The sequence below is a fragment of the Candidatus Defluviilinea gracilis genome, from assembly GCA_016716235.1.
Classification (GTDB): domain Bacteria; phylum Chloroflexota; class Anaerolineae; order Anaerolineales; family Villigracilaceae; genus Defluviilinea; species Defluviilinea gracilis.
Genome location: JADJWS010000001.1, coordinates 191,932 through 216,533 on the forward strand (window position 1 = coordinate 191,932; position 24,602 = coordinate 216,533).

At 54.4% G+C, this 24,602-nt stretch carries 25 protein-coding genes; 12 read left to right on the forward strand and 13 right to left on the reverse strand.

Annotated elements, in window-relative coordinates; all coding sequences use genetic code 11:
- Positions 1-210 precede the first annotated feature (210 nt).
- From IPM31_00945 to IPM31_00955, 3 genes are all read left to right on the forward strand, one after another.
- A complete protein-coding gene (locus IPM31_00945) occupies positions 211-1,950 on the forward strand; it encodes a LysM peptidoglycan-binding domain-containing protein (GenBank protein MBK9005534.1) in 1,740 nt (579 codons plus the stop codon).
- A gap of 67 nt (positions 1,951-2,017) precedes the next feature.
- Positions 2,018-3,622, forward strand: coding sequence for a hypothetical protein (locus IPM31_00950; protein MBK9005535.1), 1,605 nt, complete (start codon positions 2,018-2,020; stop codon positions 3,620-3,622).
- Positions 3,612-5,189: a hypothetical protein gene (locus tag IPM31_00955; protein MBK9005536.1), complete on the forward strand. Its 1,578-nt coding sequence runs from the start codon at positions 3,612-3,614 to the stop codon at positions 5,187-5,189. The genes IPM31_00950 and IPM31_00955 overlap by 11 nt, the downstream gene beginning before the upstream one ends.
- 271 nt (positions 5,190-5,460) lie before the next feature.
- Here the strand turns inward: IPM31_00955 and IPM31_00960 are convergent, their stop codons facing one another.
- Positions 5,461-5,934, reverse strand: coding sequence for an OsmC family protein (locus tag IPM31_00960; protein ID MBK9005537.1), 474 nt, complete (start codon positions 5,932-5,934; stop codon positions 5,461-5,463).
- A 46-nt stretch (positions 5,935-5,980) separates the two neighbouring features.
- Complete coding sequence (locus tag IPM31_00965; protein ID MBK9005538.1) at positions 5,981-6,550, reverse strand: TlpA family protein disulfide reductase; 570 nt, start codon at positions 6,548-6,550, stop codon at positions 5,981-5,983.
- A 115-nt stretch (positions 6,551-6,665) separates the two neighbouring features.
- On the opposite strand from IPM31_00965, the gene IPM31_00970 reads away from it, so the two are divergent.
- A complete protein-coding gene (locus IPM31_00970; GenBank protein ID MBK9005539.1) occupies positions 6,666-7,121 on the forward strand; it encodes a cyclic nucleotide-binding domain-containing protein in 456 nt (151 codons plus the stop codon).
- A gap of 36 nt (positions 7,122-7,157) precedes the next feature.
- Here the strand turns inward: IPM31_00970 and IPM31_00975 are convergent, their stop codons facing one another.
- The 4 genes from IPM31_00975 to IPM31_00990 form a co-directional block, all read right to left on the reverse strand.
- On the reverse strand, positions 7,158-7,784 hold the full coding sequence (locus IPM31_00975; protein ID MBK9005540.1) for a hypothetical protein: 627 nt from the start codon (positions 7,782-7,784) through the stop codon (positions 7,158-7,160).
- A gap of 108 nt (positions 7,785-7,892) precedes the next feature.
- Positions 7,893-8,675 carry a hypothetical protein gene (locus IPM31_00980; GenBank protein ID MBK9005541.1) on the reverse strand — a complete coding sequence of 261 codons (783 nt, stop codon included), beginning with the start codon at positions 8,673-8,675 and terminating at the stop codon, positions 7,893-7,895.
- Entirely contained in the window at positions 8,662-9,186 is a 525-nt protein-coding gene (locus IPM31_00985; GenBank protein ID MBK9005542.1) for a hypothetical protein, read from the reverse strand. The genes IPM31_00980 and IPM31_00985 overlap by 14 nt, the downstream gene beginning before the upstream one ends.
- A gap of 435 nt (positions 9,187-9,621) precedes the next feature.
- A complete protein-coding gene (locus IPM31_00990) occupies positions 9,622-10,485 on the reverse strand; it encodes a winged helix DNA-binding domain-containing protein (GenBank protein MBK9005543.1) in 864 nt (287 codons plus the stop codon).
- 135 nt (positions 10,486-10,620) lie between these two features.
- Here IPM31_00990 and IPM31_00995 point away from each other — a divergent pair, with 135 nt between their 5' ends.
- Both IPM31_00995 and IPM31_01000 read left to right on the forward strand, forming a co-directional pair.
- Positions 10,621-11,607 carry a hypothetical protein gene (locus IPM31_00995; protein MBK9005544.1) on the forward strand — a complete coding sequence of 329 codons (987 nt, stop codon included), beginning with the start codon at positions 10,621-10,623 and terminating at the stop codon, positions 11,605-11,607.
- 71 nt (positions 11,608-11,678) lie between these two features.
- Complete coding sequence (locus tag IPM31_01000) at positions 11,679-12,485, forward strand: helix-turn-helix transcriptional regulator (GenBank protein MBK9005545.1); 807 nt, start codon at positions 11,679-11,681, stop codon at positions 12,483-12,485.
- A 16-nt stretch (positions 12,486-12,501) separates the two neighbouring features.
- On the opposite strand, the gene hemW is transcribed toward IPM31_01000, so the two are convergent.
- The 4 genes from hemW to IPM31_01020 form a co-directional block, all read right to left on the reverse strand.
- The gene (hemW, locus tag IPM31_01005; GenBank protein MBK9005546.1) at positions 12,502-13,803 is read right to left on the reverse strand and encodes a radical SAM family heme chaperone HemW; all 1,302 of its coding nucleotides are present in this window, start codon (positions 13,801-13,803) and stop codon (positions 12,502-12,504) included.
- A gap of 1,696 nt (positions 13,804-15,499) precedes the next feature.
- Entirely contained in the window at positions 15,500-15,661 is a 162-nt protein-coding gene (locus tag IPM31_01010) for a hypothetical protein (protein MBK9005547.1), read from the reverse strand.
- A gap of 6 nt (positions 15,662-15,667) precedes the next feature.
- Complete coding sequence (locus IPM31_01015) at positions 15,668-16,063, reverse strand: PIN domain nuclease (GenBank protein ID MBK9005548.1); 396 nt, start codon at positions 16,061-16,063, stop codon at positions 15,668-15,670.
- Positions 16,064-16,065: 2 nt separating this feature from the next.
- On the reverse strand, positions 16,066-16,272 hold the full coding sequence (locus IPM31_01020; protein ID MBK9005549.1) for a type II toxin-antitoxin system VapB family antitoxin: 207 nt from the start codon (positions 16,270-16,272) through the stop codon (positions 16,066-16,068).
- Positions 16,273-16,448: 176 nt separating this feature from the next.
- Between IPM31_01020 and IPM31_01025 the strand changes: the two genes are divergently transcribed.
- The 6 genes from IPM31_01025 to fdhD all read left to right on the forward strand — a co-directional run bounded on the left by IPM31_01025 (position 16,449) and on the right by fdhD (position 22,474).
- Positions 16,449-17,645: an acetyl-CoA C-acetyltransferase gene (locus IPM31_01025; GenBank protein MBK9005550.1), complete on the forward strand. Its 1,197-nt coding sequence runs from the start codon at positions 16,449-16,451 to the stop codon at positions 17,643-17,645.
- Between the two features lie 240 nt (positions 17,646-17,885).
- Entirely contained in the window at positions 17,886-18,374 is a 489-nt protein-coding gene (locus tag IPM31_01030) for a DinB family protein (GenBank protein ID MBK9005551.1), read from the forward strand.
- Between the two features lie 66 nt (positions 18,375-18,440).
- On the forward strand, positions 18,441-18,827 hold the full coding sequence (locus IPM31_01035; protein ID MBK9005552.1) for a four helix bundle protein: 387 nt from the start codon (positions 18,441-18,443) through the stop codon (positions 18,825-18,827).
- A gap of 30 nt (positions 18,828-18,857) precedes the next feature.
- Positions 18,858-19,706, forward strand: coding sequence for a 3-hydroxybutyryl-CoA dehydrogenase (locus tag IPM31_01040; GenBank protein ID MBK9005553.1), 849 nt, complete (start codon positions 18,858-18,860; stop codon positions 19,704-19,706).
- 1,276 nt (positions 19,707-20,982) lie between these two features.
- A complete protein-coding gene (locus tag IPM31_01045; protein MBK9005554.1) occupies positions 20,983-21,486 on the forward strand; it encodes a CAP domain-containing protein in 504 nt (167 codons plus the stop codon).
- Positions 21,487-21,694: 208 nt separating this feature from the next.
- Entirely contained in the window at positions 21,695-22,474 is a 780-nt protein-coding gene (gene fdhD, locus IPM31_01050; protein ID MBK9005555.1) for a formate dehydrogenase accessory sulfurtransferase FdhD, read from the forward strand.
- 91 nt (positions 22,475-22,565) lie between these two features.
- Here fdhD and IPM31_01055 read toward each other — a convergent pair whose 3' ends face one another.
- The 3 genes from IPM31_01055 to IPM31_01065 are packed head-to-tail and all read right to left on the reverse strand — an operon-like array spanning position 22,566 to position 24,582.
- On the reverse strand, positions 22,566-23,186 hold the full coding sequence (locus IPM31_01055; protein MBK9005556.1) for a 4-vinyl reductase: 621 nt from the start codon (positions 23,184-23,186) through the stop codon (positions 22,566-22,568).
- A 4-nt stretch (positions 23,187-23,190) separates the two neighbouring features.
- On the reverse strand, positions 23,191-24,045 hold the full coding sequence (locus IPM31_01060) for an alpha/beta hydrolase (protein MBK9005557.1): 855 nt from the start codon (positions 24,043-24,045) through the stop codon (positions 23,191-23,193).
- 6 nt (positions 24,046-24,051) lie between these two features.
- Positions 24,052-24,582 carry an ATP/GTP-binding protein gene (locus IPM31_01065; protein MBK9005558.1) on the reverse strand — a complete coding sequence of 177 codons (531 nt, stop codon included), beginning with the start codon at positions 24,580-24,582 and terminating at the stop codon, positions 24,052-24,054.
- Between the last annotated feature and the right edge of the window lie 20 nt (positions 24,583-24,602).

Sequence of the window (24,602 nt, forward strand, 5' to 3'; positions counted from 1 at the left end):
CCTTCGCCAAAAATGAGATGAAAAAGAAATACTTTAGCGTTTACGCAGTTGAACCTGTTGCGCCGTAGTTGCACTGCGGCGGCGGCAGTACAACTGCCCGCCAACTGCGTAAGTCCTGTACTTGAAAACCGATGATACCGAAGCAGGCATTCGCACCCCGATCTACCAAGTACCCTGCTCAACCGTGAATTTGTTTCACCAATCAACGTCGTGGCTATTTTGAAAACCAATCTTTTCAGCCAGAAGCAGGCGCATGTGATTTTGTTCGGCGCCGATTCGATAGATCTGGACGAAGATGAAGAAGCGGGTGATAATTCCATTGCGCGTTTTTTATCAAAGAATCTGTTTGGTACAATCCCCCGCATGTTTCGCCGCGCCGATCGCTTCATATATTACCTATTCATCACTCTCGCGCTCGCCTCCTGTTCCCCCTCGGCGATCACGCCCTACCCCACGTACGATCCCTTCGCGCCGGTGACCGGGCAGGCATTCACGCCCGCGCCGCCTCAACCCGGCGAAATCATCCAACCCACAAAAACACCCTCGGGACCCACGCCCACGCGCGCGCCAATTTCAGTGACGATCCCCACGCGCAACCCAAACTCCTCATTCACCGCGCCAACACCCGACGCGCCGCACCCGCTCCCGCCGCCGCGCGAATTTGTCGATCAATACACCGTTCAAGCCGGAGACTCCCTAGGGAGTATTTCTCAAACGTACGGCATCACGCTCGAGGCGTTGATGCAGGCAAACGGGTTGAATGAAGCGTCGGTGTTATCCGTCGGTCAGGCGATCAACATCCCCCCGGTCGTCACGGACCCGATCCCCGGTTCAAAGTTCAAATTGATTCCCGACTCGGAGTTGATCTACGGACCCGCCTCTATTGCGTTCGACCTCGACACCTACCTCAAAAGCAAAGGCGGCTACCTGGGCAATTACGTGCAGGATGTGAACGGCGCCTACCTGAGCGGCTCGCAGATCATCCTGCGCGTCGCGCAAAATTACTCCGTCAACCCGCGCTTGCTCGTTGCCATCCTCGAATATCGAAGCGGATGGGTCACCAACCCCGTGCCGGCGAATGTGGATTATCCGATGGGCTACTACGACGATTATTACGCGGGTTTGTATCGTCAAGCCGCGTGGGCGGCGGATAATTTAAATCGCGGCTATTATTCATGGCGCGTCAACGCCCTCGGCACATTGCCCCTCAACGATGGGACCTACGCGCCCATGGATCCCACCATCAACGCGGGCACCGCCGCCGTTCAATATTTTTTCTCGCTCTTCAACGACCGAGCCACATGGGATTTCGATGTGAGCCAACTCGGTTTTTATCAGACCTACAATGCGCTCTTCGGCTTTCCCTTCGACTACGATATCGCTTCGCATCTCCCAGTGAATTTGACTCAGCCTCCCATGCAACTTCCCTTTACCCCCGGCGCGACCTGGTCCTTCACCGGCGGTCCCCACGGCGGGTGGGATAACGGCTCAGCCTGGGGCGCGTTAGACTTTGCCCCACCGGGCGAAGCCGCAGGATGCGCGCAAAGCGAGGCGTGGGTTGTGGCGGTTGCGGATGGATACATCGTCCGCTCGAACGATGGCGCCGTCGTTCAGGACTTGGATAACGACGGTTACGAACAAACCGGCTGGACCGTTTTATACATGCACATTGAAACCCGCGACCGGGTTCAACCCGGCGCATACGTCTACGCCGGAGAGGTCATCGGGCATCCCTCTTGCGAAGGCGGCATCTCGAACGCGACCCATCTTCACCTCGCGCGCAGATACAACGGCGAATGGATTCCCGCCGATGGGAATCTTCCGTTCACCCTGGATGGATGGGTCTCCAGCGGCGATGGCATTTTATATAACGGCTGGCTCACACGCGGGTCTACCGTCTTGCAAGCGGAAGAGGGGATATTCGAAGGCGTCAATCAAATTTCGAGATAACATCCGCATACCGCGGCCTTGTGGCGCAACAGGTTACCTTGAACTGCTTGAAGGTATAATCCCCATTGTGAAACGCGCGTTTATCATTCTGACCCTTACAACCGTTATACTTTCGTCATGCCGGGGAAATTCCTCCTCGCTATGGGGACAATACCAAACCCCTACTCCTAGTGGCGGACCGGCTGTCGATCAAGCGCCGGTCTTCGAAGCCCTGCCCACGCCAACCACGGCTCCGACGACTCCGCCTCCCCCGTTGACCGCAACACCGACCTCATTATTAAGTTCGTTCGTCACACAGCCGGCGGCGAGTTCCACGCCGACGAATTTTTTAACTCCCACACAACCCGGGGCGACGATTCTGTATTACTCTCAAGACGGCGATTGGCTCCCCGCTGTGGCGCGCAGATATAAGGTGGAAGCGAACGAGATCACCTCCCCGAAGATCCTTCCCGCAGAGGGAATCCTCGACACCGGCACTCTGCTCATCATCCCAGACCGCCGAGATAAAGCGGCGCAATACACATCGCATGCGCAACTCATCCCCGACAGTGAAATTATTTTTTCCATCAGCGCGCTAGACTTCGACGTTGCCCAGTACACGCGGAACGCCGGCGGATATTTATCCACGTACCGCGAATATCTCGGCTCGACCGGTTGGATGACCGGCGCCGCCGCCCTCGAACGCTCGGCGCTGGAAAATTCGATCAACCCGCGCCTCCTGCTTGCCATTCTCGATTATGAGGCGCAATGGGTGCGCGGCGCGCCTTCCGATGACTTTCACAAAACCTATCCTCTCGGCTACGAAAATTTTCGCAACAAAGGCATGTTTCTGCAATTTGGCTGGGCGATCAATCAACTTTCCACAGGCTACTACGGCTGGCGGAACGGGAAACTGACCCAGATCACTTTCGAAGACGGAACCCGGTATCAACTCGATCCGTCTTTGAACGCCGGCACAGTTGCCATCATGTACTACTTTTCGAAACAACACAGTCTCAACGAATGGTTGAGGATCATAGACCCGAACAGCGGCTTCGCGTTATTCTACGCCAATATGTTTGGCGACCCGTGGTCGCGCGCAGATGGCGCAGGACCGATCTACCCGCCCAGCCTCGCGCAACCGGAGATGACCCTGCCTTTTGAAATGAACACCGAGTGGGCATACACCGGCGGACCGCACAGCGCATGGGGCGATGAGGGCGCGCTGGCGGCTGTCGACTTCGCCCCCTCTACCGCCAAGAGCGGGTGCGCGGTATCCGACTCGTGGGTGCTGGCGATGGCGCCCGGCTTGGTGGTGCGCTCGGGGAACGGCATCGTGGTCATCGACCTCGACGGCGACGGGCACGAACAAACCGGCTGGAACATCATGTACTTGCACGTGGCAAACAAGGGACGGGTGACGTTGGGCACATGGGTGGACCAAAACGACCACATCGGTCACCCCTCGTGTGAAGGCGGCATCTCGACCGGCACGCACACTCACGTGGCAAGGAAGTACAACGGCGAATGGATCATTGCGGACGGCGGCATCCCCTGGGTGCTAAGCGGCTGGACAGTGATCGCCGGCGATAAAGCCTACCTCGGCAAACTCGTCAACGGCAATCGCGTCGTCACAGCAGATGTATACGGTCAATCGAAATCGCTCATTGTTCGTGAAGACGATGATAATTAAGAACATTTTTAAACACAAAGGCGACGTGTTGAGCTTGCCGAAACAACACAACGGTCACAAAGAAAATCTGCGGGAAAATATCTTGCTCATCATTCGTCCAACCTTAGAGTACTTTGTGACCTTCGTGTTTAAAGCAGGTTTAATTCTCGCAATCTTTATCACTTCCTGCGCGCCGCGCGAACCGAATACCGCCATCCAAAACATCATCACCCCGCTTGCGCCGACGCTCATTCCCGCGCCGACCTCCGGCAGACCGCAATATCAACCCGGCGAACTGGTGGAGTACATCGCCCAAAACGGAGACAACCTGCCCGCGTTGGCGAAGCGCTTCAACACCTCGGTGGATGAAATCTTCAAAGCGAATCCGATCATCCCGCGCGACGCGACCACCATGCCCGTCGGCTTGCCGATGAAGATTCCGATCTATTATCTTCCGCTATGGGGCACCGAATTTCAAAGCATCCCCGATCACGCCTTCGTGAACGGACCCGCGCAGATCGGTTTCAACGCCAGCGCGTTCGTATCGTCTACCAACGGCTGGCTCAAAGAATATCGCGCGTATGCGGGCGGAAGAAACCGCACCGGCGCCGAACTGGTAGAGTATGTCGCCGTCAACTATAGCCTCAGCCCGCGCCTACTGCTTGCCCTGCTCGAATATCAAAGCGGCGCGCTCACCCAACCCGAACCGCCCAAAGAAAAATACCTGCTTGGTTTTCGCCGCGCGTTTTACGACTCGCCGTATCTGCAACTCGTCATTGCCGCCAATATTCTGAACAACGGATATTACGGCTGGCGCAGCGGCAACCTGACCGAGTTCGAACTCACCGACCGATCCTTAACCCGACCCGACCCATGGCAGAATGCGGGATCGGTGGCGCTTCAATATTATTTTTCACGCTTGCGCTCCGGGGATGAATACCACGCTTCGATCGGACGGGACGGGCTGGCTCGCACCTATTCGGCTTTTTTCGGCAACCCCTGGCTCGATTCCCCCATCGTCATCCCCGGCAGTCTTCGCCAACCGGAGTTGCGCTTCCCGTTTCTGCCCGGTCATGTGTGGGCATACACCAGCGGACCGCACACCGGCTGGGGCGCCGGTCAACCCTACGCCGCCCTCGATTTCGCGCCCGCATCAGACACCTCCGGCTGTTACACCGTGGCGCGTGATTTGTACGCAACAGCCATGGCAGACGGACTCATCGTCCGCGCGGATGTGGATGGCGTGATCCTGGACCTCGACAAAGACGGCGATGAACGCACCGGCTGGGCTTTGTATTACCTGCACACCGCCACCGATTCGCGCGTGACCGTAGGGACAGAGGTAAAAGCCGGCGACCCGATCGGTTATCCCTCCTGCGAAGGCGGCTCGTCCACAGGGACTCACATCCACGTGGCGCGCAAATACAACGGCGAATGGATTCTCGCAGACGGGACGCTCGCCTTCGACCTCGAAGGCTGGGTGGCGGACGGCGAGGAACGCGATGGCACGCTTACGCGAGGAGCGCAAGTAATCACCGCCTGCGAATGTTCCGACTTTGGAACGCGCGTGGAATCTGAGGCGCGTTGATTTGATTCGCTCAGATTACGCAGTAAAGATCGTAACGCGCGATTTTGCTCTTTTCTAAATTAATCGAGCAATAAACTAAACCACTGAGACACAGAGAAGAGCAATAAAAAAAAACTCCGTGACTCAGTGTCTCCGTGGTTCAAAAGAAAGCAGAAGGATTGCTCGGTTTAATTGTTGATCTGCAATATCTCGCGTTTAGGCTGTTCTTGCGCAAGAGCGACATGAATGTCGCATTACGAGAATCAAATCGACTTCAACTGCGCAACATCAGTTATTCAGTCAAACCCTGCCACACGCCCTGATGCGTCAATCGTTTATTTCCATCCTCTTCATCTTCATAAATTTCATACATCAAGTCCATCGGGATGACTTGCTCGAGCATCGCGCTGGCGGGACAGTATTTCGTGGCGGCAAGTTCGATACAGCGCAAGACAGCATCCTCGCTTACCTGTTTGCCGGTGACGACAAATGTGATGCTGGCGCGGGTAAACACTTTCGGAAAATCAGGCGAGCGCGGACCGTCAAACTTCACTTCAAACCCAGTCACCTGTTGGCGTTTCTTCTGCAACACGGAGATAACATCCATCGCCTGGCAACCGATCAGCCCTAATGCAATCAACTCCATCGGGCGGACTCCACTGTCACTGCCGCCGAGGGTTGATTCGGCGTCCATGCGAATCGGGAAGCCTGAAGGACCCACGCCGATAAATTTCATTCCATCTTGCCAGTTGACTGATGCTTTCATTGTGTTCTCCGATAATTTGTAGCGCGAGATACTATCTCGCGCTACGTTAGTTCTCTAGGATGATCGGCGCAACGTATTTCTCGAGCGCGCGTTTTTCGATGCCCCCCATCCACTGTAAACGGACTGTTCCACTGCGATCGATCACATACGATGATGGAAGCCCAAGCGTTTTGAATGCCTGTTCCGTTGCGATGTACGTTGGGTCGAGCCAGATTGGGAAGGTCAATTTGAAATCTTTTGCGAATTGAGTCACATCTTCGGTCGGGTCGCCGTCATTGACCGCGATGATGGTGAAGCCGTCTTGTTCGTATTTTTTATAAAACGCTTGAAGCGCGGGCATTTCTTCTTTGCATGGCTCGCACCATGTTGCCCACAAGTTGACCAGCACAACCTGCCCGCGATAGTCTGCAAGGGAATGGGAAACGCCGTCGAGGTCGGTGAGGGTCAATTCGGGAGCGGGATAGTTCGCCGCGGCCGGGACAACCGTAAGGTCGGCGCGAGGCGGGAGGTTGCGATAGAGATAAAAAGCGGAGGCGGTGATGAGGGCAACTCCCAACCCAATCAGCAAGAATGGGATGGCTTTTTGGAAGTCACGCGCGGGTTGAATCTCGTTCATGGTTTTGGCAAGTATACCCGTCGATTCGAGCCGGGGGCAAATTCAGGAAGAATGTCATGCAAAATATGATGTTTGCCACTGGATGGGTTTTATCCGCCTTGATTAACATGTTTAGATGGGTTTTGACGTTCATCACCTGCCGATCTTCGACGCCTTGAGTCGGGAACATTTCAGCGCATTAGAGCCGCTCCTGGAAACTATTTCTTGCCCCGCCGGGGATTTCGTCATTGAGCAGGATACGCCCGCCGAATATTTGTATATCGTGCTGAGCGGCACAGTTCAGATCTCCTTTAAACCCTATGATGGAATGCCCATCACGATCTCTCACGTAGAATCTGGAGGGTTGTTCGGCTGGTCGGCTGTGATCGGAAGCGGGAAATATACCTCGTCTGTGATTGCCATTGAACCTTTAGAGGCGGCGCGAATACGCGGGAGCGATCTGCGGAAATTGACAAAGAGGAATCCCGAGGCCGGGCGCGAAATCATGAATAGCCTTGCCGAGGCTATTTCAACGCGCTGGAAGGATGCGCGCGAGCAAGTGAAATTGATTCTTGAAAATGGGATGAAATAAAGCGCCGGGGCAGAGCGACTCTGCCCCGGCGCATTGTTATGCCGGTTTCCTGAAAAACTTCAACACGAAATATCCGCCGAGGAGGATGAGGACGGCGGGCCAGAGATATTCCATCCAGCCGACCACGTCTGCGCTGAGGAACGCGCCGAAGATCAGCAGGGCAATGCCGGGGAAGAACGCCCAACTGCGACCGCTTCCGCCGGGGAGGATGGCGACGAGGAGGAACGTGATGCCAAGCCCGAGGAAGAGGAAGCCGCCGTTGTCCATGCCGGTGAGTTCATCGAGCGCGGAGATCGCGCCGAGCGTGAGCAGAACGCCGGCAGGGATGATCGCCCACCAGCGACTCGTATCGGTGGCATAGACCCAGATGAAAGCAAGGCTGATGCCCGCGAAGAACACAAGCCCATCGAAGGCTTCGAGCGAGTCAGGTAAAAACGACGACGCGGCAAGCCCGATCAAGGTGAACGCGGGGAACGCCGCCCACCAATTATTGTTGCGATCTTTGATGAGTAGGTAGAGGAAGAACACTCCCACCAAGCCCCAAATCGCTCCCCAAAAAATTCCGCTGACGTTCGAAATGATGTTCAGGTTTTCGAGAAAGATCAACACGCCGCCGAACACCATCAAGAGTCCGATCCATAAACGAGGGTCGTATTTTTTCATTTGATTCTCCATTTTAAAACACCATGTCATGCTGAGCCCCGAAGGGGCGAAGCATCTCAGTCACAACAACGGAGACTCTTCGCTATCGCTCAGAGTGACATGCCGTAATTATTTAACCGTCACCGAACCAAGCCCGCCTTCGAAATTGATCTCGGCGCGGTTGACTGCCGAATCAAAATCGGGGGATTGATAAAAACCCGAATCGATTTTGGGGAAGCGGTTCGTGTCCACGTTCATCGAGTTCATGCCGCCATCAAAGCGGACGCGCGCCGCGACGCCGTCGGGGACGCGAATGTCGAACGAAGCCGCGCCAGCCTCCACGTCGAGAAGAGAAACGCCGCGCGCGGGCATGGTCAACTTCACGCCGCTGGCTCCCGTCGAGATTTCGATGCGCGTCGCAAGCACGTCCTTCAGATCAACATCGAGACCGCTCGCGCCCGCGTTGATCTCCAATGTGACGGGGACTTCTTGCGTGATCTGATAACGCCAGACGCCGGACGAGGGCCCGATGAAGGGGATCATCGAAGGTCCCGCTCCAATCTCGACGTTCAGCCTGTCTCCGTCCATGCGGCTTTCGGTGTTCATCCCAACCGCCGACGAGCCGACGATGGCTTTGCCAGTTGGCGCGCCGCCGCTGATCTGAATCTGTCCCGCGCCGTGCGAGAATTCGTAGCGCACGCTTTTCGCGGATTGCAGTGCAAACGAAAACGTGTCATCGTCGCTGATGTCTGGCTTCCAGAACACGTTGAGGATGATCCAGCCGCCGACGAGGATCAGCGCGAGCGGAAAGATAAAACTGAAGACGTTCGTGATGATGCCCCGCGCTTGCAGAAAAAACAAAACGCCGAGCAAAATGATGAACGATCCCCAGAATAAATTACCCCGTCTCATGATGACCTCCGCCCCGCCAAAAGCCGCGCGCGAGGACGAACAGCCCTAACAAGATGAGCAGGATCGCCACGCCATATTCGCCGAGAAATTTCAGGTCGCCGAGGAATGTGCCGAAGACGAGGAACAGCACCGCGCTGAACGCGATGGTGCGAAGCCCACTGCTTACGTTGCGCCGCGTGTTTTCTCCGAGTATGCCGGCAAGGATGGAGCCAACGCCGACGAAGCCGGGGATGAGAGTCCACATATACGACCATGACGAATAATCGTCAACGCGCTCTTGATACAACAGGATTCCGCCGATACCCGCGACGATGGAGGCGGGAACCGCCATGCCGGGCGCGCCGGTGAGCAAGCCAATGACAAGGATCAAAACGCCCGCCGCGATGGTCCACATGGCGCCGGTCATATTTTCGGTGAAGGCTTGCAGTGAAGGGACTTGTTTCGTCGCCACCAGCCATCCGCCGACCGCGATGAGCAGGATGCCGAGAAATAGGTTGGAACGGTTTTTCATGGTTTCATTCTCCTCTTGTTTAGTAAACACTCTGAGTTGATTTACGTTGTTGTGTTGTGGAAGTTTCATCCTTTTCGGCTCGAACATCGGAGCGCGGACTTTTAGTCCGCTTAACAATTAAACCGAGCAATACGCCAATTACCCACAGACCCCGAAGGCGATGTGTTGACGGTTCGTCTTTCGCTCACCGTGTCAAAACGGGTCAAATGATTATAGATCTTGGAAGATCAACGTTTTCAATCCCGAAGGGGTGTCAGAGGTTGAAAATTATGTCATCCCTTCGGGATTTGGGAACCGGGTTGCAAAATTCTAGAATCCTTTCATCCCTTCGGGATTGTATCTGCCTGTTGGGGATGCAGTGCAACTGCGAGCGAACATACGGGAAGTTATTAATGTACCGACTCTTAGGCATTGAGCAAGTCATCGGGGGCGGACTTAAGTCCGCGCTCCTGCCAACTTCGGCAACGCCAACCATTTCCCCTTTTGTTTGGGGTGTTCAGATTCGACGATGATCTTTTTCTGAACAAGTCCCGCGATTGCGCGCGCGAGCAATTCTTTTTTCCAGCCGAAGAGTTTTGCCGCGTCGGGTTCGGTCGCCGCGCCGACGGATTCGAAATAGAGTTCGAGCAGTTTCGCGCGCGCCACGTTTTCGCCGATTTTTCGCGCTTGCTCAGGCAATGATGGGAAATGACGCGGGACGATCTCGTAGATGTGCGAATATTTCCACGCGCCCGCTTGCGCCACACCGACGGGGAGAATCTTGAAGTCGGCTTGTAAAACTTCCAACGCTTTGTTGAACTCAGAATCTTTTGCGTTCGACAGTTTCGCGGCTTTGCGAAGGTCGAGCGTGTTCAGCGAACCTTCGTTCAGCAACGTTTCGTACACCTGCTTTGCGGACTGAGTCAACCTCCCCTCTTCGTAGGCGAGCAGATAATCTTCGTCGGGCGAGCCATAATTTTCAGAGAGCGCGTAAAAATACGGCGCGATCTCGAGCGAGATCATCGTCGCTTTTTTGCGGAGAATTTTTCCGTAATACCAAATCTTTTTATCGAGCGCGTTGTCTTTCCATCCCCACGTGATGTGACCGGGATCATCATGCGCATCAGCGACGGGACGATTGCCTGCAACGGCTGTCCACAGCGAGGGCAGGTCAATGCCTTTGATGGGCCAGAAGTAGACGAAGCCACGCGCGTCCACGAACTTCAAGGCTGAGGCGGGCGAGGCAAGCCTCCGCTGGGGAGGCAGGTTGAACGTCCGCGTACGATGCGTTTGTAATTTTTTCAAGTCAATGGTGGGCATGATGTCCTGTAAAAACCTGACAGGTTTCCGATGAGACTCGATCCATCATGGTGCTTCGGCGGACAGACGTCACGACAGGAGCGCGCGCGATAAAACCTGTCAGGTTTGGATTCTTCGTGGATTATAATCCTCGACATGCGCGTCCTATTTATTTTTCTCGATGGGATCGGATTGGGCGAGGACAATCCCGAAACGAATCCGTTGGCGCGGGCGAAGATGCCGAACTTGAACGCGCTGTTGGGCGGACGTTCGCTCGTGAGAGATTCCGCGCCGTTCGACGGGGAACACGCTTCGCTAATCGCAATTGACGCTGGTGTGGGCGTGGACGGTTTGCCGCAGTCTGCGACGGGGCAGGCGATGTTGTTGACCGGGAAAAATATTTCGGCTGAACTCGGTTATCACTACGGACCGAAACCGAATCCCGAAGTGGCGGCGTATTTGGACGGCGAGACGTTGTTCTCGAAATGCGTCGCCGCAGGGAAGCGAACCGCATTGCTCAACGCGTATCCGCCGCGCTATTTTCAGGGAATCGATTCGGGCAAGCGGTTGTACTCGTCCATTCCGCTGGCAGTGACGAACGCCGGGCTGGAGTTGTTCACGTATGAAGATCTAGTCGCGGGGCGCGCGCTCTCAGCCGATTTCACCGGCGAAGGCTGGCGGACGATGCTCGGCTTCCCCGACGCGCCGGTGATGAATCCGCGCGAAGCGGGACGAAGGTTGATCTCGCTGGCAATGGACTATGATTTTTCGTTCTTCGAATATTGGGCAAGCGATTATGCGGGGCATAAGCAACAGATGGAAACGGCGGTGGGGTTGATGGAGGTGTTTGATGGAGTGGTTGGGGGGATGGTGGAGGGGTTGGAGGTCGAAGGTCAAAGGTCGGAGGTTGAGGAAAGAGGAAAGAAGAAAGTGGAAAGTGGGAGGTGGGAGGAGGGGGAGTTGTTGGTGTTGGTGACTTCGGATCATGGAAACATGGAGGATGTGTCCACGCGCAAGCACACGGATGCGGATGTGCCGTTGATCGTGCTCGGGAGCAAGTCCGCGCGGGAGGAGTTCACGCGCGGGATGACGGATTTGACCCACGTCGCGCCCGCGATTTGGAGGATGGTGACTACAGCTTGAACAAGGGATAGACCAGTGAATAGAATCTGCTTGTCGGTAAAAGATTAACTGGTTACAGTAAAAATATAATCATGACCTCAAGTCAAATTTTGAGCAAACGTCAAACAGAGGTGCTAACACTTGTCCTGGCGGGGAAGAGTAACAAGCAAGTCGCGTCCATGCTGGGCATTACAGAACGCACGGTTGAATTTCACCTGAAGAACATCTACGAAAAATTCCAGGTTACTTCAAAAGTTGAGTTGATTTTGAAACTGGGGGAAGCCACAGGAGTGACTCAAAATGAAATGCTACGGGTATCCACAGTTGCGAAACCAGGAATAAGTATAGATAATCAAGATGGTGAAAGCCTGTTTACAATCCGACTCAAAACTCTTCTGGACAAGGAGTTAAAGATGAGAACCATGCGTATGACTCTTATCACGTTGGGGATTATCCTTGCATGTGTTGTATCCTCATGGGTGTACACATTTACACAGTTGAACATTGCGCGCTCCAAAGGCGTGTACGAATCTGCCGAACAGGGAATGCGAGCCCTCATGGACATAGGATACTCCGCCGACCGACAGGTAAAAATCCTGTATGCGGGCACGAATTCATTCAATGGACGCAGGACTCACGTTTGGTATGTGATCGCCGAAGTACACGCGTCCGCTCGCGCGGATGGGTCCAGCCTTTCTGACGAAGGCTGTGACGCGCCTGGATCCTTCTTCCTGCAAACAAAAGACGGTTGGGTGCACGTCCCCGAAGGAGCGTTTCCGGGATTTATGGGGTTCTGGATGGATGTATTCGATATGGCGGGACCCGGACAGCCTGAACCCTCCACGCCTCGAGCGCCCGATCAGCCCGAACATTTCTGCGGGGCTACATGGTACAAGTGAGATTGGGTCAATTTTTTTACACAAACCTCATAAACACCTGATTGGCGAGCAGGCAGGCGCGTTTCGTAATGCGTAGGGTTTCTCCCTCACCCCTAGCCCCTCTCCCGCTGGGAGAGGGGGATTCACACCATTCAATTAATCCCAACTTCAACAACTCGTCAATTTCTTTTCCATAGACCTCACGCAGGGATGTTCCGAAGCGATCCGCAAATTCGGATTCGGAGATGCCTTCTTGAGTCAGGCGTAGACCGGTCATCATGAATTCGGACATGTCGTCTTGGAGGGTTTGTTTGTGGTGATTCACCGTTACCGGGGAGAGTGGAAAAGCAGTGATCAGTGAACGGTGATCAGTGTTCAGCCGTTCGATGTAGGTTTTGATACGCAACACGTTGGAGTAGCGGTAGCCGTCCACGTATCCGTGCGCACCGGCGCCGAAGGCGAGGTAGGGGAGACTGCGCCAATACTGTAAGTTATGTTGACAAGCAAAAGAAGGAGTCAAAGGTTGAAAGTCGAAGGTCGAAGAGTCGACTTTCGACTTTCGACTTTCGACGTGTTTCCCCCAATTGGAAATTTCATAATTGACATAACCATTCTCTTCGAGAGTTTCACTCGCCCATTCGTACATTTCTGCGGCGAGATCGGGGTCGGGAAGCGGCATCAATCCTTTTGCGGACCAGCGTCCGAACGGCGTGCCGTGTTCGAGGGTCAACGCGTAGGCGGAGATGTGTTCGGGATGCAGGTCGAGAATCCGCTGGAGGGAGGTTTGCCACGTTTGCAGGGTCTGTTCGGGCAAGCCGTAGATGAGATCAAGATTCAAGTTACCGAATCCCGCTTTGCGCGCGGAGGTCACGGCTTGGATCACATCGAAGAAGTTGTGAGTCCGCTCCAACATGCGGAGTTCTTCCATGTTGGCAGATTGCACGCCGAAACTGATGCGGTTGATTCCGATAGAGCGCAATTCGAGCAAATTCGCAAACGAGCAAGTACCGGGATTCGCTTCGATGGTGATCTCCGCATCGTCGGTCAAGTTGAAGTTGGCGCGAATGCTGCGGAAAATTGAATCAAATTGACTTGGGGAAAGAAGCGAGGGAGTCCCGCCGCCGAAGAAAATTGTATGCACCTGCGCTTCGTCTGCCACTTCGTCTCGCTGTCGCTCGCTCAGTGTCCGCTCAGCGCGACGAGAGCCGACAAATTCAATCTCTTTACACAACGCATCCACGTAGGCGGGGATCAATGCTTCCTGTCCCGCATAGGTGTTGAAGTCGCAATAGGCACAGCGATGCGCGCAAAATGGGATGTGAAAATAGAGGCTGTACACGGGGAATGTTTTACCACAAGTGCAAGTAAAATAGACGCCATCCGCAGATCACACTTAAACCGCTAAGCCCGAAGGGCGCGAAGAAAACCTTTGAAAACTTAGCGCTCTTCGCGCCTTCGCGGTAAAAATTGTTTTTTCAATCTGTCTACTCTGCAAAATCTGCGGATTATTTATGACAACGCCCAATACACCTATGCAAAACAACGACCAATTCGCAAAACTAATTCTCCTCACCGCGCTCCTCTTCGGCTTGATGATCCGACTCGCCGCGCCGATGAGCGCGAACGGTCCCGTCAACGACGGCGGACTCTTCTTCCAAATGACACGCGACCTACAAGCGAATCATTTTGCGTTGCCAGAGACGACAACCTATAATAATTCGGGCATCCCGTTTGTGTATCCGCCGCTGGGGTTTTATTTGGCGGGAATAATTCAATCCGCTCTAAAAATTTCATTGTTAGATATTTTCACCTATCTCCCCGCGATCCTATCCACGCTCGCCATCCTCGCGTTTTATTTTCTCGCGCTTCAATTCACACAAGACGCGCTTCACGCCTCCATCGCCGCGTTGTTCTATTCGATGATTCCCAAAAGTTTCGATTGGACGATCATGGGCGGAGGCGTCACGCGCGCGCCCGCGTTGGTCTTTTCGTTTCTCGCGCTCGCGTTCGCGTACAAATTGCTGAAAACAAAAGAGCCGCGCAACATCATCCCTCTTTCGATCAGCGCGTCTTTGCTCACGCTCACGCATCCAGAGATCACATTTCAGACCGCGTTCAGCGTGTTGATCCTCGCGCTCTTTTTCTTGCGCGACAAAAAAACTTTTTTGCATCTCCTCGCCACAGCCGCGCTCACGCTCGCGCTCACCTCGCCGTGGTGGCTCACTGTCCTCCATCGTCACGGCGTCGCGCCGTTTCAAGCCGCGCTCACGGCGCACCCAAAAGATTACGCCTCGTCGCTTCTGTACCTCGTTCAATTCAACCTGAGCGGCGAAGCGATCCTCGACATCGTTGCAGTTCTTGGTTTCATCGGTCTTCTGGCGGATTTCCGCCGCCGCGACTTTTTCCTCCCCGCGTGGATCGGACTCAGTTTTTTGAGCGACCCGCGCGCGGCGCCATTCGCTTCTTTGACTCCCCTCATCCTGCTCGCCGTGCGCGGACTTGATTCAACCCTCAACGGACTCGCCCTCCCCTCCCCCAACGAGAGTGTATTCGACTCGAATTTCTCGCGCCGCGTCCTGCTCGGGCTCTCGGCATATTTATTTCTCTCTGGCATGATCGCCTCGATGCAGATGGGAAATCAACTCCGACTCTTGCCCGAGGAGCGAGAAGCGTTCGCATGGATTCGCAACAACACGCCAGCCGACTCGCGCTTCCTCGTGTTGACCGGTGACGCGGCGTTGAGCGATCCGCTTTCGGAATGGTTCCCCGCGCTCACCGAACGGACGAGTCTCGTCACCGCGCAAGGTCACGAGTGGACGCCTGAACTTCCACTGCTGGAAAGTTTACGCCAGTATACACACGCGCAGTCGTGTTTGAATCAAGATATAGATTGTCTTTCAACTTGGGATTTTGATTACCTCTACATCCGCCGCGAGCGACCCAACGCAGAGGGCGGATACGATTCGCAACCTTCGATCCTTGAACAAGCTTTGCGTGACTCAAATGAGTTTGTCGTTGTTTACGATTCCGATGCGTCAATTATTTTCGCGCGAGTGCTTCAAACTCTTCGGGTGAATGGCGCGGATGTCCGCGGCTTCGGGAGCGGAATCCATCAAGTCGTAGAAGCGGTCAACCAGTTTGCGCACGCCCGTCTCGCCGCCGAGGAGTTCGTAGAGAGAATGTTCGGAGTCAATCATAAGTAGTTATGGATGAACGACTTGCAAACCTAAATGCTTTTCATAACCATCGAAATCGCTATCGTTATGTATCAGTTGATGGTCGTTTTCGATGCAAAAGGTGGCAATCAAACTATCTATGGTTTTGCGAACAGTAATCCCTTTTTGGCGCAAGAACCGAAAGTTCCTCGCGCTCTGAACCGCTAACTCCGTTCCAACCATATCGGCTTGAATGAACTTGCCAAGCACACGGCGAACCTTCTCAAAATCAGACTCGCTCCGAAAGCCTTGCAAGATTTCAGCGAGAATCAAATCACCAACCAATATCGGGGTCCGATCTAGGTTTTCGTGGAGATAGTCGGTCTGTGGATTCTCAATTCCATTGAAATAATCCACCCAAACGCTGGTATCAACGAGAAGCATGGTCAGTTCGTTGAAACGCGCGATTGACGCTGTTCATCTAAATTGCCAACCCAAGCCATCTTGCCGCGCAAAGTGCGCACATCAGTTTGTTCACTCAACAAGATGAGCAACCGCAATGCTTCATGTACCACTTCGCGTTTGGTTTTGATGCCCGTTACTTTTTGGGCGCGTCCGATAAGCTTGTCATCTAACACAATGTTGGTTCGCATCGCATCCTCTTTCTCATGTGTATAATTTTCACATGTTGTGTGTATTATACACTGAAGCAATCCCCTACGAGGAAAATGTCTCCATCATAGTGTTGGGGATTGCTTCGCTCGCTAACGCTCGCTCGCAATGACAGTGACACATTTGGCTTTATAATCGCCTCATTCAGGAGAAACCCATGACCAAAGAAACAGAAGCCGTTATTTTATCCGCCGCGCGGACGCCGATTGGAAAATTTCAAGGTGTGCTGAGTTCCGTCCCTGCGACGCAACTTGGCGCGATCGCCGTGAGAGCCGCGGTGGAGCGGGCAGGCATCAACGCCGAAGAGATCGAAGAAGTTATCATGGGCAACGTAGTGCAGGCGGGCGAGGGACAGGCTCCCGCGCGTCAATCGGGAATTTTGAGCGGCATCCCCGCCACGGTCAGCGCGAGCACAATCAACAAAGTCTGCGGGTCGGGGTTGAAAGCCGCGATGATGGCGAGTCAGGCTGTTCGGGCGGGCGACGCGTCGCTCTTCGTCGCGGGCGGATTCGAATCGATGAGTCGCGCTCCGTTTCTCGTCGCGGGTCGTTCGGGCGAATTAAAATTTGGAGACCAGCCGCTCACCGACGTGCTGCTCAAAGACGGCTTGTGGGATCCGTTCGAAAATTGGAGCATGGGCAACGCGGCAGAATTTATTGCGGATGAATACGAGGTGACGCGCGAGGCGATGGACAACTTTGCGCTTCGCTCGCACGGGAAGGCTGTTGAGGCGCAAGCGGCAGGCCGATTCGCGCCTGAGATCGTCCCCGTCCGAATCGAATCGCGCAAAGGCGAAGTGATCGTGGATACGGACGAGGGTCCGCGCAAAGATTCGACTCTCGAGGCATTGTCCAAACTCAAGCCCGCCTTCAAAGCAAACGGAAAAGTGACTCCTGGAAATTCATCGCCCATGAACGACGGCGCGGCGGCAGTTGTGATCTCGTCGCGCGCTTACGCGGAAAAAAATAAATTAAAACCGATGGCGCGTGTGGTGGGCTATGCCCAAGCCGCAGTCGAACCGAAATATTTGTTCGCCGCGCCCGCTCATGCGATTCCGAAATTGTTGAAAAAAATTGACTGGAGGTTATCCGACGTGGATTTGATCGAACTCAACGAAGCCTTCGCCGCGCAAGTTCTCGCGGACGGGTACGCGCTGGCAGATCAAGGCTGGAATTGGGACAAGGTCAACGTCAACGGCGGCGCGATTGCGTTGGGGCATCCACTCGGCGCAAGCGGCGCGCGTGTGTTGACGACGTTGTTGTATGCTTTGAAAGATCGTGGGTTGAAGCGCGGCATTGCCTCTTTATGTTTAGGTGGAGGCGAGGCGGTCGCAATGGCGGTGGAGGTGGAGTGAGTGGTAAGTAGTAATTGGAGATTAGAGACTGGAGACTGAGGAACGGAGAATTAGAGGATTAGAGAATTGCGAGTGTACAGAAGTGTTGCAAACAAGTAAACACGGTGGTTGAGTAGTCCCGCGATGCTTGTCGCGGGATGTATCGAAACCACAGGTACGCATACTAAATTTTGTAACATAAAATATTTTGGTTACTGGTGGTCTCGACCGCTTGCGCTCGACCACCGAGGGATGAATGCAATGGATAAACAAGAACGCAACGAAAAGATCGAACTTTATGGCGATGGATATTCCATGCTCATGGAGACTCTCAAAGACATCCCGCGCGAGATGTGGAAGTTTAAGCCTGAGCCGAAGGAGTGGAGCGTGCATGAGGTGTTGGTGCATTTGGCAGATTCAGAATCAAACGCCGCGTTACGCGCTCGCAAGTTGATCGTCGAGCCAGGCGGCGCGTTCATGGGATACGATCAGGACAAGTGGGCAATCGAACTGGATTATCACGATCAAAGTTGGGAAGACGCGTTGGACGTTGTGAGACTCGTCCGCAAGACGACGTATGAATTGCTCAAGAAACAACCCGACGAAGTTTTTGAACACACAGGGAAACATCCACAATACGATGAGCCGTACACGTTCGAGAAGTGGCTGAATATTTATTCGGCGCATATTCCTGGACATATTGAGCAGATCAAGAACAATTACAAAATTTGGAGAGATAAAGTCGGATAGTCACATGGTCAGATGGTCGCATGGTCAAATCGTTGGATGGTCATTAACATCAGTCATGGAGGAAAAATGAAAATTGAAAAGTTTGAGGACATTCGGGCGTGGCAACAGGCGAGAGAATTGACAAATCAGGTTTATGACTTGACCGAGCAGGTCAGATTCTCAAAAGACTTTCGCTTACGAGACCAAATTCAGGGAGCCGCTGGTTCGATCATGCACAACATCGCGGAAGGTTTCGACGATGGGTCCGACATAGAATTCATCCGCTTTTTGAAATATGCCCGACGTTCTGCTAGCGAAGTTCAATCCGAAATCTATCTTGCGCTCGATCGTAAATACGTAAGTGCCGAAGACTTCCAACGGGTTCACGATATGGCAACAACAACGAAGAAATCCGTCAACGCTTTCATCGCATACTTACGAAAATCCAAACGCGGACCAACCGCATCGCAATAGGGCTACGAGACAATACGACCAGGAGACCACATGACTATTCGACGAATATTTGTAATCGGCGCAGGGACAATGGGCAACGGCATCGCGCAGGTCGCGGCGACATCGGGGTATCAAGTCACGTGCATGGACGTTCAACCCGCCGCGCTGGAGAAAGCCAAAGCCGCGATTGCCAAGTCCACGGCGAAACTGCTCGAAAAGGGAACAATTTCCGCTGAGGGCAAAGCCTCCGCCGACGCGATTCAATACGCGTCGAACATGGACACGATGAAAGACGCGGACTTTGTCATCGAAGCCGCGACGGAGAACCCCGAACTGAAATTCAAAATTTTCAAAGACATGGACGCCAACGCGCGCGAGGGTGTGATTCTGGCAAGCAACACATCGTCCATTTCGATCACCAAAATCGCCGCGCAGACGGAACGTCCCGACAGAGTGATCGGGATGCACTTCATGAATCCCGTGCCGTTGATGAAACTGGTGGAGGTCATCAAAGGTCTCGCCACCAGCGAAGAGACTCTCGCCACAACGCTGGAACTGTGCAAGGTCATGGGCAAGGAAGCGTGGGAAGCGAACGACGCGCCAGGCTTCATCTCAAATCGCATTTTGTGCCCGATGATCAACGAAGCGATCTTCGCCCTGCAAGAGGGAGTCGGCACGAAAGAAGCGATTGACGCGGTGATGAAACTCGGCATGAACCACCCGATGGGTCCGCTCACGCTGGCGGATTTGATCGGTCTCGACGTGGTGCTGTTCATCATGGAAGTCCTGCACCGCGACCTCGGCGAAGACAAATACCGCCCCGCGCCGTTGCTCCGCAAGATGGTGGATGCGGGGTATTTGGGAAGGAAATCGGGGAGAGGGTTTTATACGTACGAGTGATCAGTTATCAGTGATCAGTTAGCAGTTGGGTTGTGCTATACTTTTGACCATCAGCAAGAAGGTTTATTGGCTCTACCGTTATTAACGGGAAAGCCCAAAAACCTTAGCCACGGATTTCACAAATTCACACGGAGTGTTTAAAAAATTCGTGTAAATTCGTGGAAAAGAATCTTCCTGCGAGTCGCAACCCCGTCAGAAACGGGAGAGCCGATTTATTCTATGACCACCACTTAAGTCACCGCAGAAGTCTTTTGGACTGCATTTAAAGTTCTACCTGCCGAAGAAAAACGCGCCGCTCTTCAGAATAACCCTTTACGAATTCCAACCGCGAAGAAACAAATGAGCTTGTCCTCCCTTCACACAAGTTTGCACTGAGCCTGTTGAAGTATTCGTGATCCCACTCGTGGACGGCTATTTCGCCCCTTTGTGAGAAATGCCCGCAAGACAGAGCAATCGTCATGTTCCATAACCCAACTACCCCAATTAAAAACAACCTACAACCTTTTAGCAAGACAACAAGGCGTTTTATTGAAACACTGTTTACTGTTCCAGCCACCCGACAGATTCACCTTTGGACACCTGCCCCAGCGCCGCCCGCAAGGGCAGGTGAAAACGCAGACGGACTCAGATTTTTTGGGGAGGCTACTCTGAACAATCCATCTGTATCGGCGATTTCAGCGTTCGCGCCGCACTGGCGCTCGGCGCAAATGTCTGCGTCTTGTTTTATATCTGTCAGGTAGGTAGTTTACTGTTCACCCATTAAGGAGACGATATCATGTTCCGCAAAACGTTTTCCCTGGTTGCCCTGCTGACGCTGGCGCTCTCAGCCTGCGCGGCGGGAGGAACGTCCACACCTGACGAGAATCCAACCACTCTTCCCGCGCCCACGTCTGAGGCGAATCTTCCCTCGCCTGCCGCGCCCGCATCCAAAGCAAGCGCCACATCATCCGCCGCGCCTACAGCCAAGTCGAATTCGTCAGGTTGTGCCGACAGCGCCGCCTTCGTATCCGATGTGACCGTGCCAGATAACACCAACCTCGATCAAAGCGAAGCGTTCGTCAAAACCTGGCGGGTGAAAAATACCGGCACCTGCGCCTGGACCGACAAATACACGCTTGTGTTCACCAGCGGCGAACAAATGGGCGCGCCAGATTCCAAGCCGCTCAGCGCCACGCAACCGGGCAAAACACTGGATATATCTGTGAACATGATCGCGCCGGCGAAAGACGCCGCCTACCGAGGCGACTACGAACTGCGCAACCCTGCCGGCGAAGCCATGCCGATCGACAACGGCACCTCGCTGTGGATCATCATCACCGTCGGGACGGCAACCACCGCGTCAGGCGGACCTGGGTCTGCTTCGGCAACTTGCGCGTTTACCGTCAGTTCAACGAACACGAGCGCGGTCGTGGATGCGGTCAACGCCTACCGCGCAGATAACGGCCTCCCGGCGTTAACCGTCAACCCCGCGTTAACCGCCGCCGCGCAAGCGCACAGCAACGACATGGCATGCAACAGCCTATTCGTCCACAGCGGGTCAGACGGCTCCACGCCGCAATCACGCGCCACCGCCGCCGGATATTCCGGCGCAGTGACCGAAAATGTGTATGGGCGCAACCCGCCACCCTCCGGGCAAGAGGTGGTCGCATGGTGGGCAACCGACCAAACCGATCCAAGGCATGGACAAAATCTGCTCACCACAAAATATACAGAGGTTGGCGTGGGGTATTCATTCTTCGGTGATTTTGGATATTACGCAGTGGTCTTCGGAGCGCCCTAGCGAACCGAGGGATGAGGCGAAGCAAGTGTGTGTGAAAACCCTCTTCACCATAGAGAACACAGAGACCGCAGAGAGAAAACCTCAAAATCTCTGCGGTCTCTGTGTCTTTACACACCGAAATAGCCGCCCCCTTAACCGCGCCGAACAACCACAGGGTGCCGCCTTCGGGTACAATCCATGCCGCGCCGCAACAGGCGCAGGAGATTGAATGATTTCCCCTCAAAAATCGATCCACTACGAAAGATACGAATTCAAAAAATGGGAAGGCTACGACGCTGAGACCATCGTCGAAGCGCCGGTGTCGCTCACCGTCAACGGGGAGGTCTGGCTGACGTTTATGTGCACCCCGGTCGATCTCGAAGCCATGGCGGTTGGGTTCCTGTACAACGAAAACATCATCCAGCGCATGGATGAGGTTGCCGATGTGCGCTTGTGCGAACACGGCGACAACGTGGATGTGTGGCTCAATCGGAGTGTGGAACAGCCCAAATCGTGGAAGAGAACGTCGGGTTGCGCGGGCGGGCTGACCGCGGTGGAAACCCTCGCCCGTGTGGAGGTGTCATTCAAATCCCACGAGCCTCAATTCGATCCTGAACAAATCAGCGCTCTGGTGGAAGATCTTTTTGCCGCGCAGGAACTCTATCGCGAGACCGGCGGGGTTCACACTTCTGCGCTCAGTAATGGGGAAAAGATCGTTTACTCCGCGGAAGATATCGGCAGGCACAACACGCTCGATAAGATTGCGGGGCAGTGCGTGCTGAACAATGAATTCCCCGAAACAAAAATTCTCATCAGCACCGGGCGCATTAGTTCCGAGATGCTTCAAAAAGCCGCGCGGCTGGGCGCGCCGATCCTAATCTCGCGCACCTCGCCGAGTTCGCTCTCGATCGAAATGGCTGAATTGTATGGGATCACATTGATTGGATATGCGCGAAGGCACAGGTTCAACGTATATTCCAATGGGCAAAGGGTCAAGTCGCTTCGCTAGCCGGCAGTTCATGCCGACCGGTTCCGATGAGGCTCATAGCGCCTGGCAAATCGCGCCGATAGAACTTTCGTGAAGCCTTGTCAATTGTGATTTATAACATCGGCGAGGGATCGATCGCGATCGCGCAGGTTTGGTCTCCCGCGGCGATGCATGTTTGTTCTTCCACGTGGAAGATCTTCCCTCCGCTCAACCAATACAAGGCTTCTTGCAATAACCCGACCGCCAGATGACAGACCGGTTCATGCGACCGCCTCTCCCAACACAAGGGACAGCGTTCGATGTGCCAAAGCAAAGTGTTCCCATTTTCCTCGATCCGCACGCGCTGGTCGGTGAACTTATTGAACAGTTCGGCAAACGCCCGCGCGCCCGCGTTTAACTTGGCGGGCAGGGGCAACAGTCGGAACGCCATCTCGGTCAGTCCCATTTGCCCGCTATATTGGCGGACTCCGTAATTGAAACAGGCGCGCCCGATGCGGGTCGCCAGCCCGCGTCCGCCGTGCGGACCGTAGACCTGCTCCAACGTTCCGCCCAGCGCGCTTACGGTGGAAAAGGGGAAATTCAGTTTCGAATCATCGGCTGGGTAATTTTCGATCAATGTTTTATGGGAGGAAAGATTCAACACGGCGTTGACGCCGTTGCGCCCCATCACTTCTTCCATGGATAGCAAAATGATCCGCCCCATACGATTCGGATAATGGAAGGTGTCGATCATGATGTTACAAGGTCACCGAGGGTGATGTTTTTTGTGGAACAGCCCGGGGGGAGGTCTTTCGCGCGAGTGCGGCGCTATCTTGGTCGAGGAAGGCTTTAAGTTTTTCTGCAAACACGCGCGGCTCTTCGAGCATGGGGAAGTGGCCCAGTAGGGGGAATCGTTCGACCTGCGCATGAGCGATTCCCTGTTGCATGGGTTGCCATTGCTTGGGGTGCACGATAATATCTCGGTCGCCGTAGATGCCCAAGGCGGGCACTTTGACCTGGTCTAGCATGGGTCGTAGATCCGTTCGACGAAGGGAAGCAATCGAAAGGAGGAATGATTCGACGGTCGTCCGCGAGAGGTCCCGGTCCATCATTTCCGCGAAGCGTTCGTCGCGACAGATGAAGGGCGAAGCGACTCGCACACCAAAGCGGAAGACGCCCATCATGTTGAAGAGCATGAAGGCAATGGGTTTGTATCCAGCCAGTTTCAACGGGATAGCCAGCGAGGAGCCGATGATCGGCGAGCCGACCACGACTACTTTGCTGACGCGTTCGGGATAGCGGATCGCCACCGAGAGGCTGACCGTGCCTCCCATACTGTGACCAACCAGCGGCGCGTGCGAGATGCCCAACTGCTCCATGAACTGGTTGACCAGGCTGACAAAATCTTGTATGGCGTAGGTCTCGCGCTTCTTGCCCGATTCGCCAAAACCCCAAAAGTCGAGCGCGTAGGTGCGGTAGGATTTACCGAGGTATGCCATCGTTTCCTGCCACAGACCCCACGAGCCCAGCCAGCCATGCAGGAGGATGACGGGCTTGCCGCGCCCGAACACCTCATAATGAACGATTCCTTGATCGGTGGTTATGGAAGACACAGAAAATTATTTCAAATCTGCGAGAACGTTGGTAAGCAGTTCGACGAGCACGGTCTTGACAGTGCCTTTGTCGGTGGCAACGCACGGCAGAAGTTTTACTTTTCCGTCGAGGCGCAGGGCGTGGCGCATGTCCTCGAGGTCCCAGGCGTCTTCCATATCCTGCTTGTTTGCGGCGACCACATAAGGGGTGGGCGCGTAGGCGCGGAAGGTTTCGAGGATCGAGCGCGCTTCGCGGAAGGTTTCGGGGCGGGTGCTGTCGACCATCACAATGAAGCCGAGCATGCCTTCGGAAAGGATTTCCCACATGAAGTCGAAGCGTTTTTGACCGGGCGTTCCGAAAAGATACAGCACGAGATCGTCGTTCACGGTAATGCGACCGAAGTCCATCGCCACGGTTGTCGCTTCTTTGACGGATTTCTCCGCCGCGTTGGAAATTTTACGCTCTGTCGAAACCACATCGATCTCGCTGACCGATTGGATGAATTCCGTCTTGCCCGCGCTGAACGGACCGGTAACGACCATTTTGACTGTTTGCATAATAACTTATCCTTCCGCCT

Excerpts from the sequence above, each read along its gene's own strand:
- IPM31_00955 (MBK9005536.1), top strand. The coding sequence starts at position 3,612 with ATGATAATTAAGAACATTTTTAAACACAAAGGCGACGTGTTGAGCTTG.
- IPM31_00960 (MBK9005537.1), bottom strand. The coding sequence starts at position 5,934 with ATGAAAGCATCAGTCAACTGGCAAGATGGAATGAAATTTATCGGCGTG.
- IPM31_00965 (MBK9005538.1), bottom strand. The coding sequence starts at position 6,550 with ATGAACGAGATTCAACCCGCGCGTGACTTCCAAAAAGCCATCCCATTC.
- IPM31_00970 (MBK9005539.1), top strand. The coding sequence starts at position 6,666 with ATGGGTTTTGACGTTCATCACCTGCCGATCTTCGACGCCTTGAGTCGG.
- IPM31_00975 (MBK9005540.1), bottom strand. The coding sequence starts at position 7,784 with ATGAAAAAATACGACCCTCGTTTATGGATCGGACTCTTGATGGTGTTC.
- IPM31_00980 (MBK9005541.1), bottom strand. The coding sequence starts at position 8,675 with ATGAGACGGGGTAATTTATTCTGGGGATCGTTCATCATTTTGCTCGGC.
- IPM31_00985 (MBK9005542.1), bottom strand. The coding sequence starts at position 9,186 with ATGAAAAACCGTTCCAACCTATTTCTCGGCATCCTGCTCATCGCGGTC.
- IPM31_00990 (MBK9005543.1), bottom strand. The coding sequence starts at position 10,485 with ATGCCCACCATTGACTTGAAAAAATTACAAACGCATCGTACGCGGACG.
- IPM31_00995 (MBK9005544.1), top strand. The coding sequence starts at position 10,621 with ATGCGCGTCCTATTTATTTTTCTCGATGGGATCGGATTGGGCGAGGAC.
- IPM31_01000 (MBK9005545.1), top strand. The coding sequence starts at position 11,679 with ATGACCTCAAGTCAAATTTTGAGCAAACGTCAAACAGAGGTGCTAACA.
- IPM31_01010 (MBK9005547.1), bottom strand. The coding sequence starts at position 15,661 with ATGATTGACTCCGAACATTCTCTCTACGAACTCCTCGGCGGCGAGACG.
- IPM31_01015 (MBK9005548.1), bottom strand. The coding sequence starts at position 16,063 with ATGCTTCTCGTTGATACCAGCGTTTGGGTGGATTATTTCAATGGAATT.
- IPM31_01020 (MBK9005549.1), bottom strand. The coding sequence starts at position 16,272 with ATGCGAACCAACATTGTGTTAGATGACAAGCTTATCGGACGCGCCCAA.
- IPM31_01025 (MBK9005550.1), top strand. The coding sequence starts at position 16,449 with ATGACCAAAGAAACAGAAGCCGTTATTTTATCCGCCGCGCGGACGCCG.
- IPM31_01030 (MBK9005551.1), top strand. The coding sequence starts at position 17,886 with ATGGATAAACAAGAACGCAACGAAAAGATCGAACTTTATGGCGATGGA.
- IPM31_01035 (MBK9005552.1), top strand. The coding sequence starts at position 18,441 with ATGAAAATTGAAAAGTTTGAGGACATTCGGGCGTGGCAACAGGCGAGA.
- IPM31_01040 (MBK9005553.1), top strand. The coding sequence starts at position 18,858 with ATGACTATTCGACGAATATTTGTAATCGGCGCAGGGACAATGGGCAAC.
- IPM31_01045 (MBK9005554.1), top strand. The coding sequence starts at position 20,983 with ATGCCGATCGACAACGGCACCTCGCTGTGGATCATCATCACCGTCGGG.
- fdhD (MBK9005555.1), top strand. The coding sequence starts at position 21,695 with ATGATTTCCCCTCAAAAATCGATCCACTACGAAAGATACGAATTCAAA.
- IPM31_01055 (MBK9005556.1), bottom strand. The coding sequence starts at position 23,186 with ATGATCGACACCTTCCATTATCCGAATCGTATGGGGCGGATCATTTTG.
- IPM31_01065 (MBK9005558.1), bottom strand. The coding sequence starts at position 24,582 with ATGCAAACAGTCAAAATGGTCGTTACCGGTCCGTTCAGCGCGGGCAAG.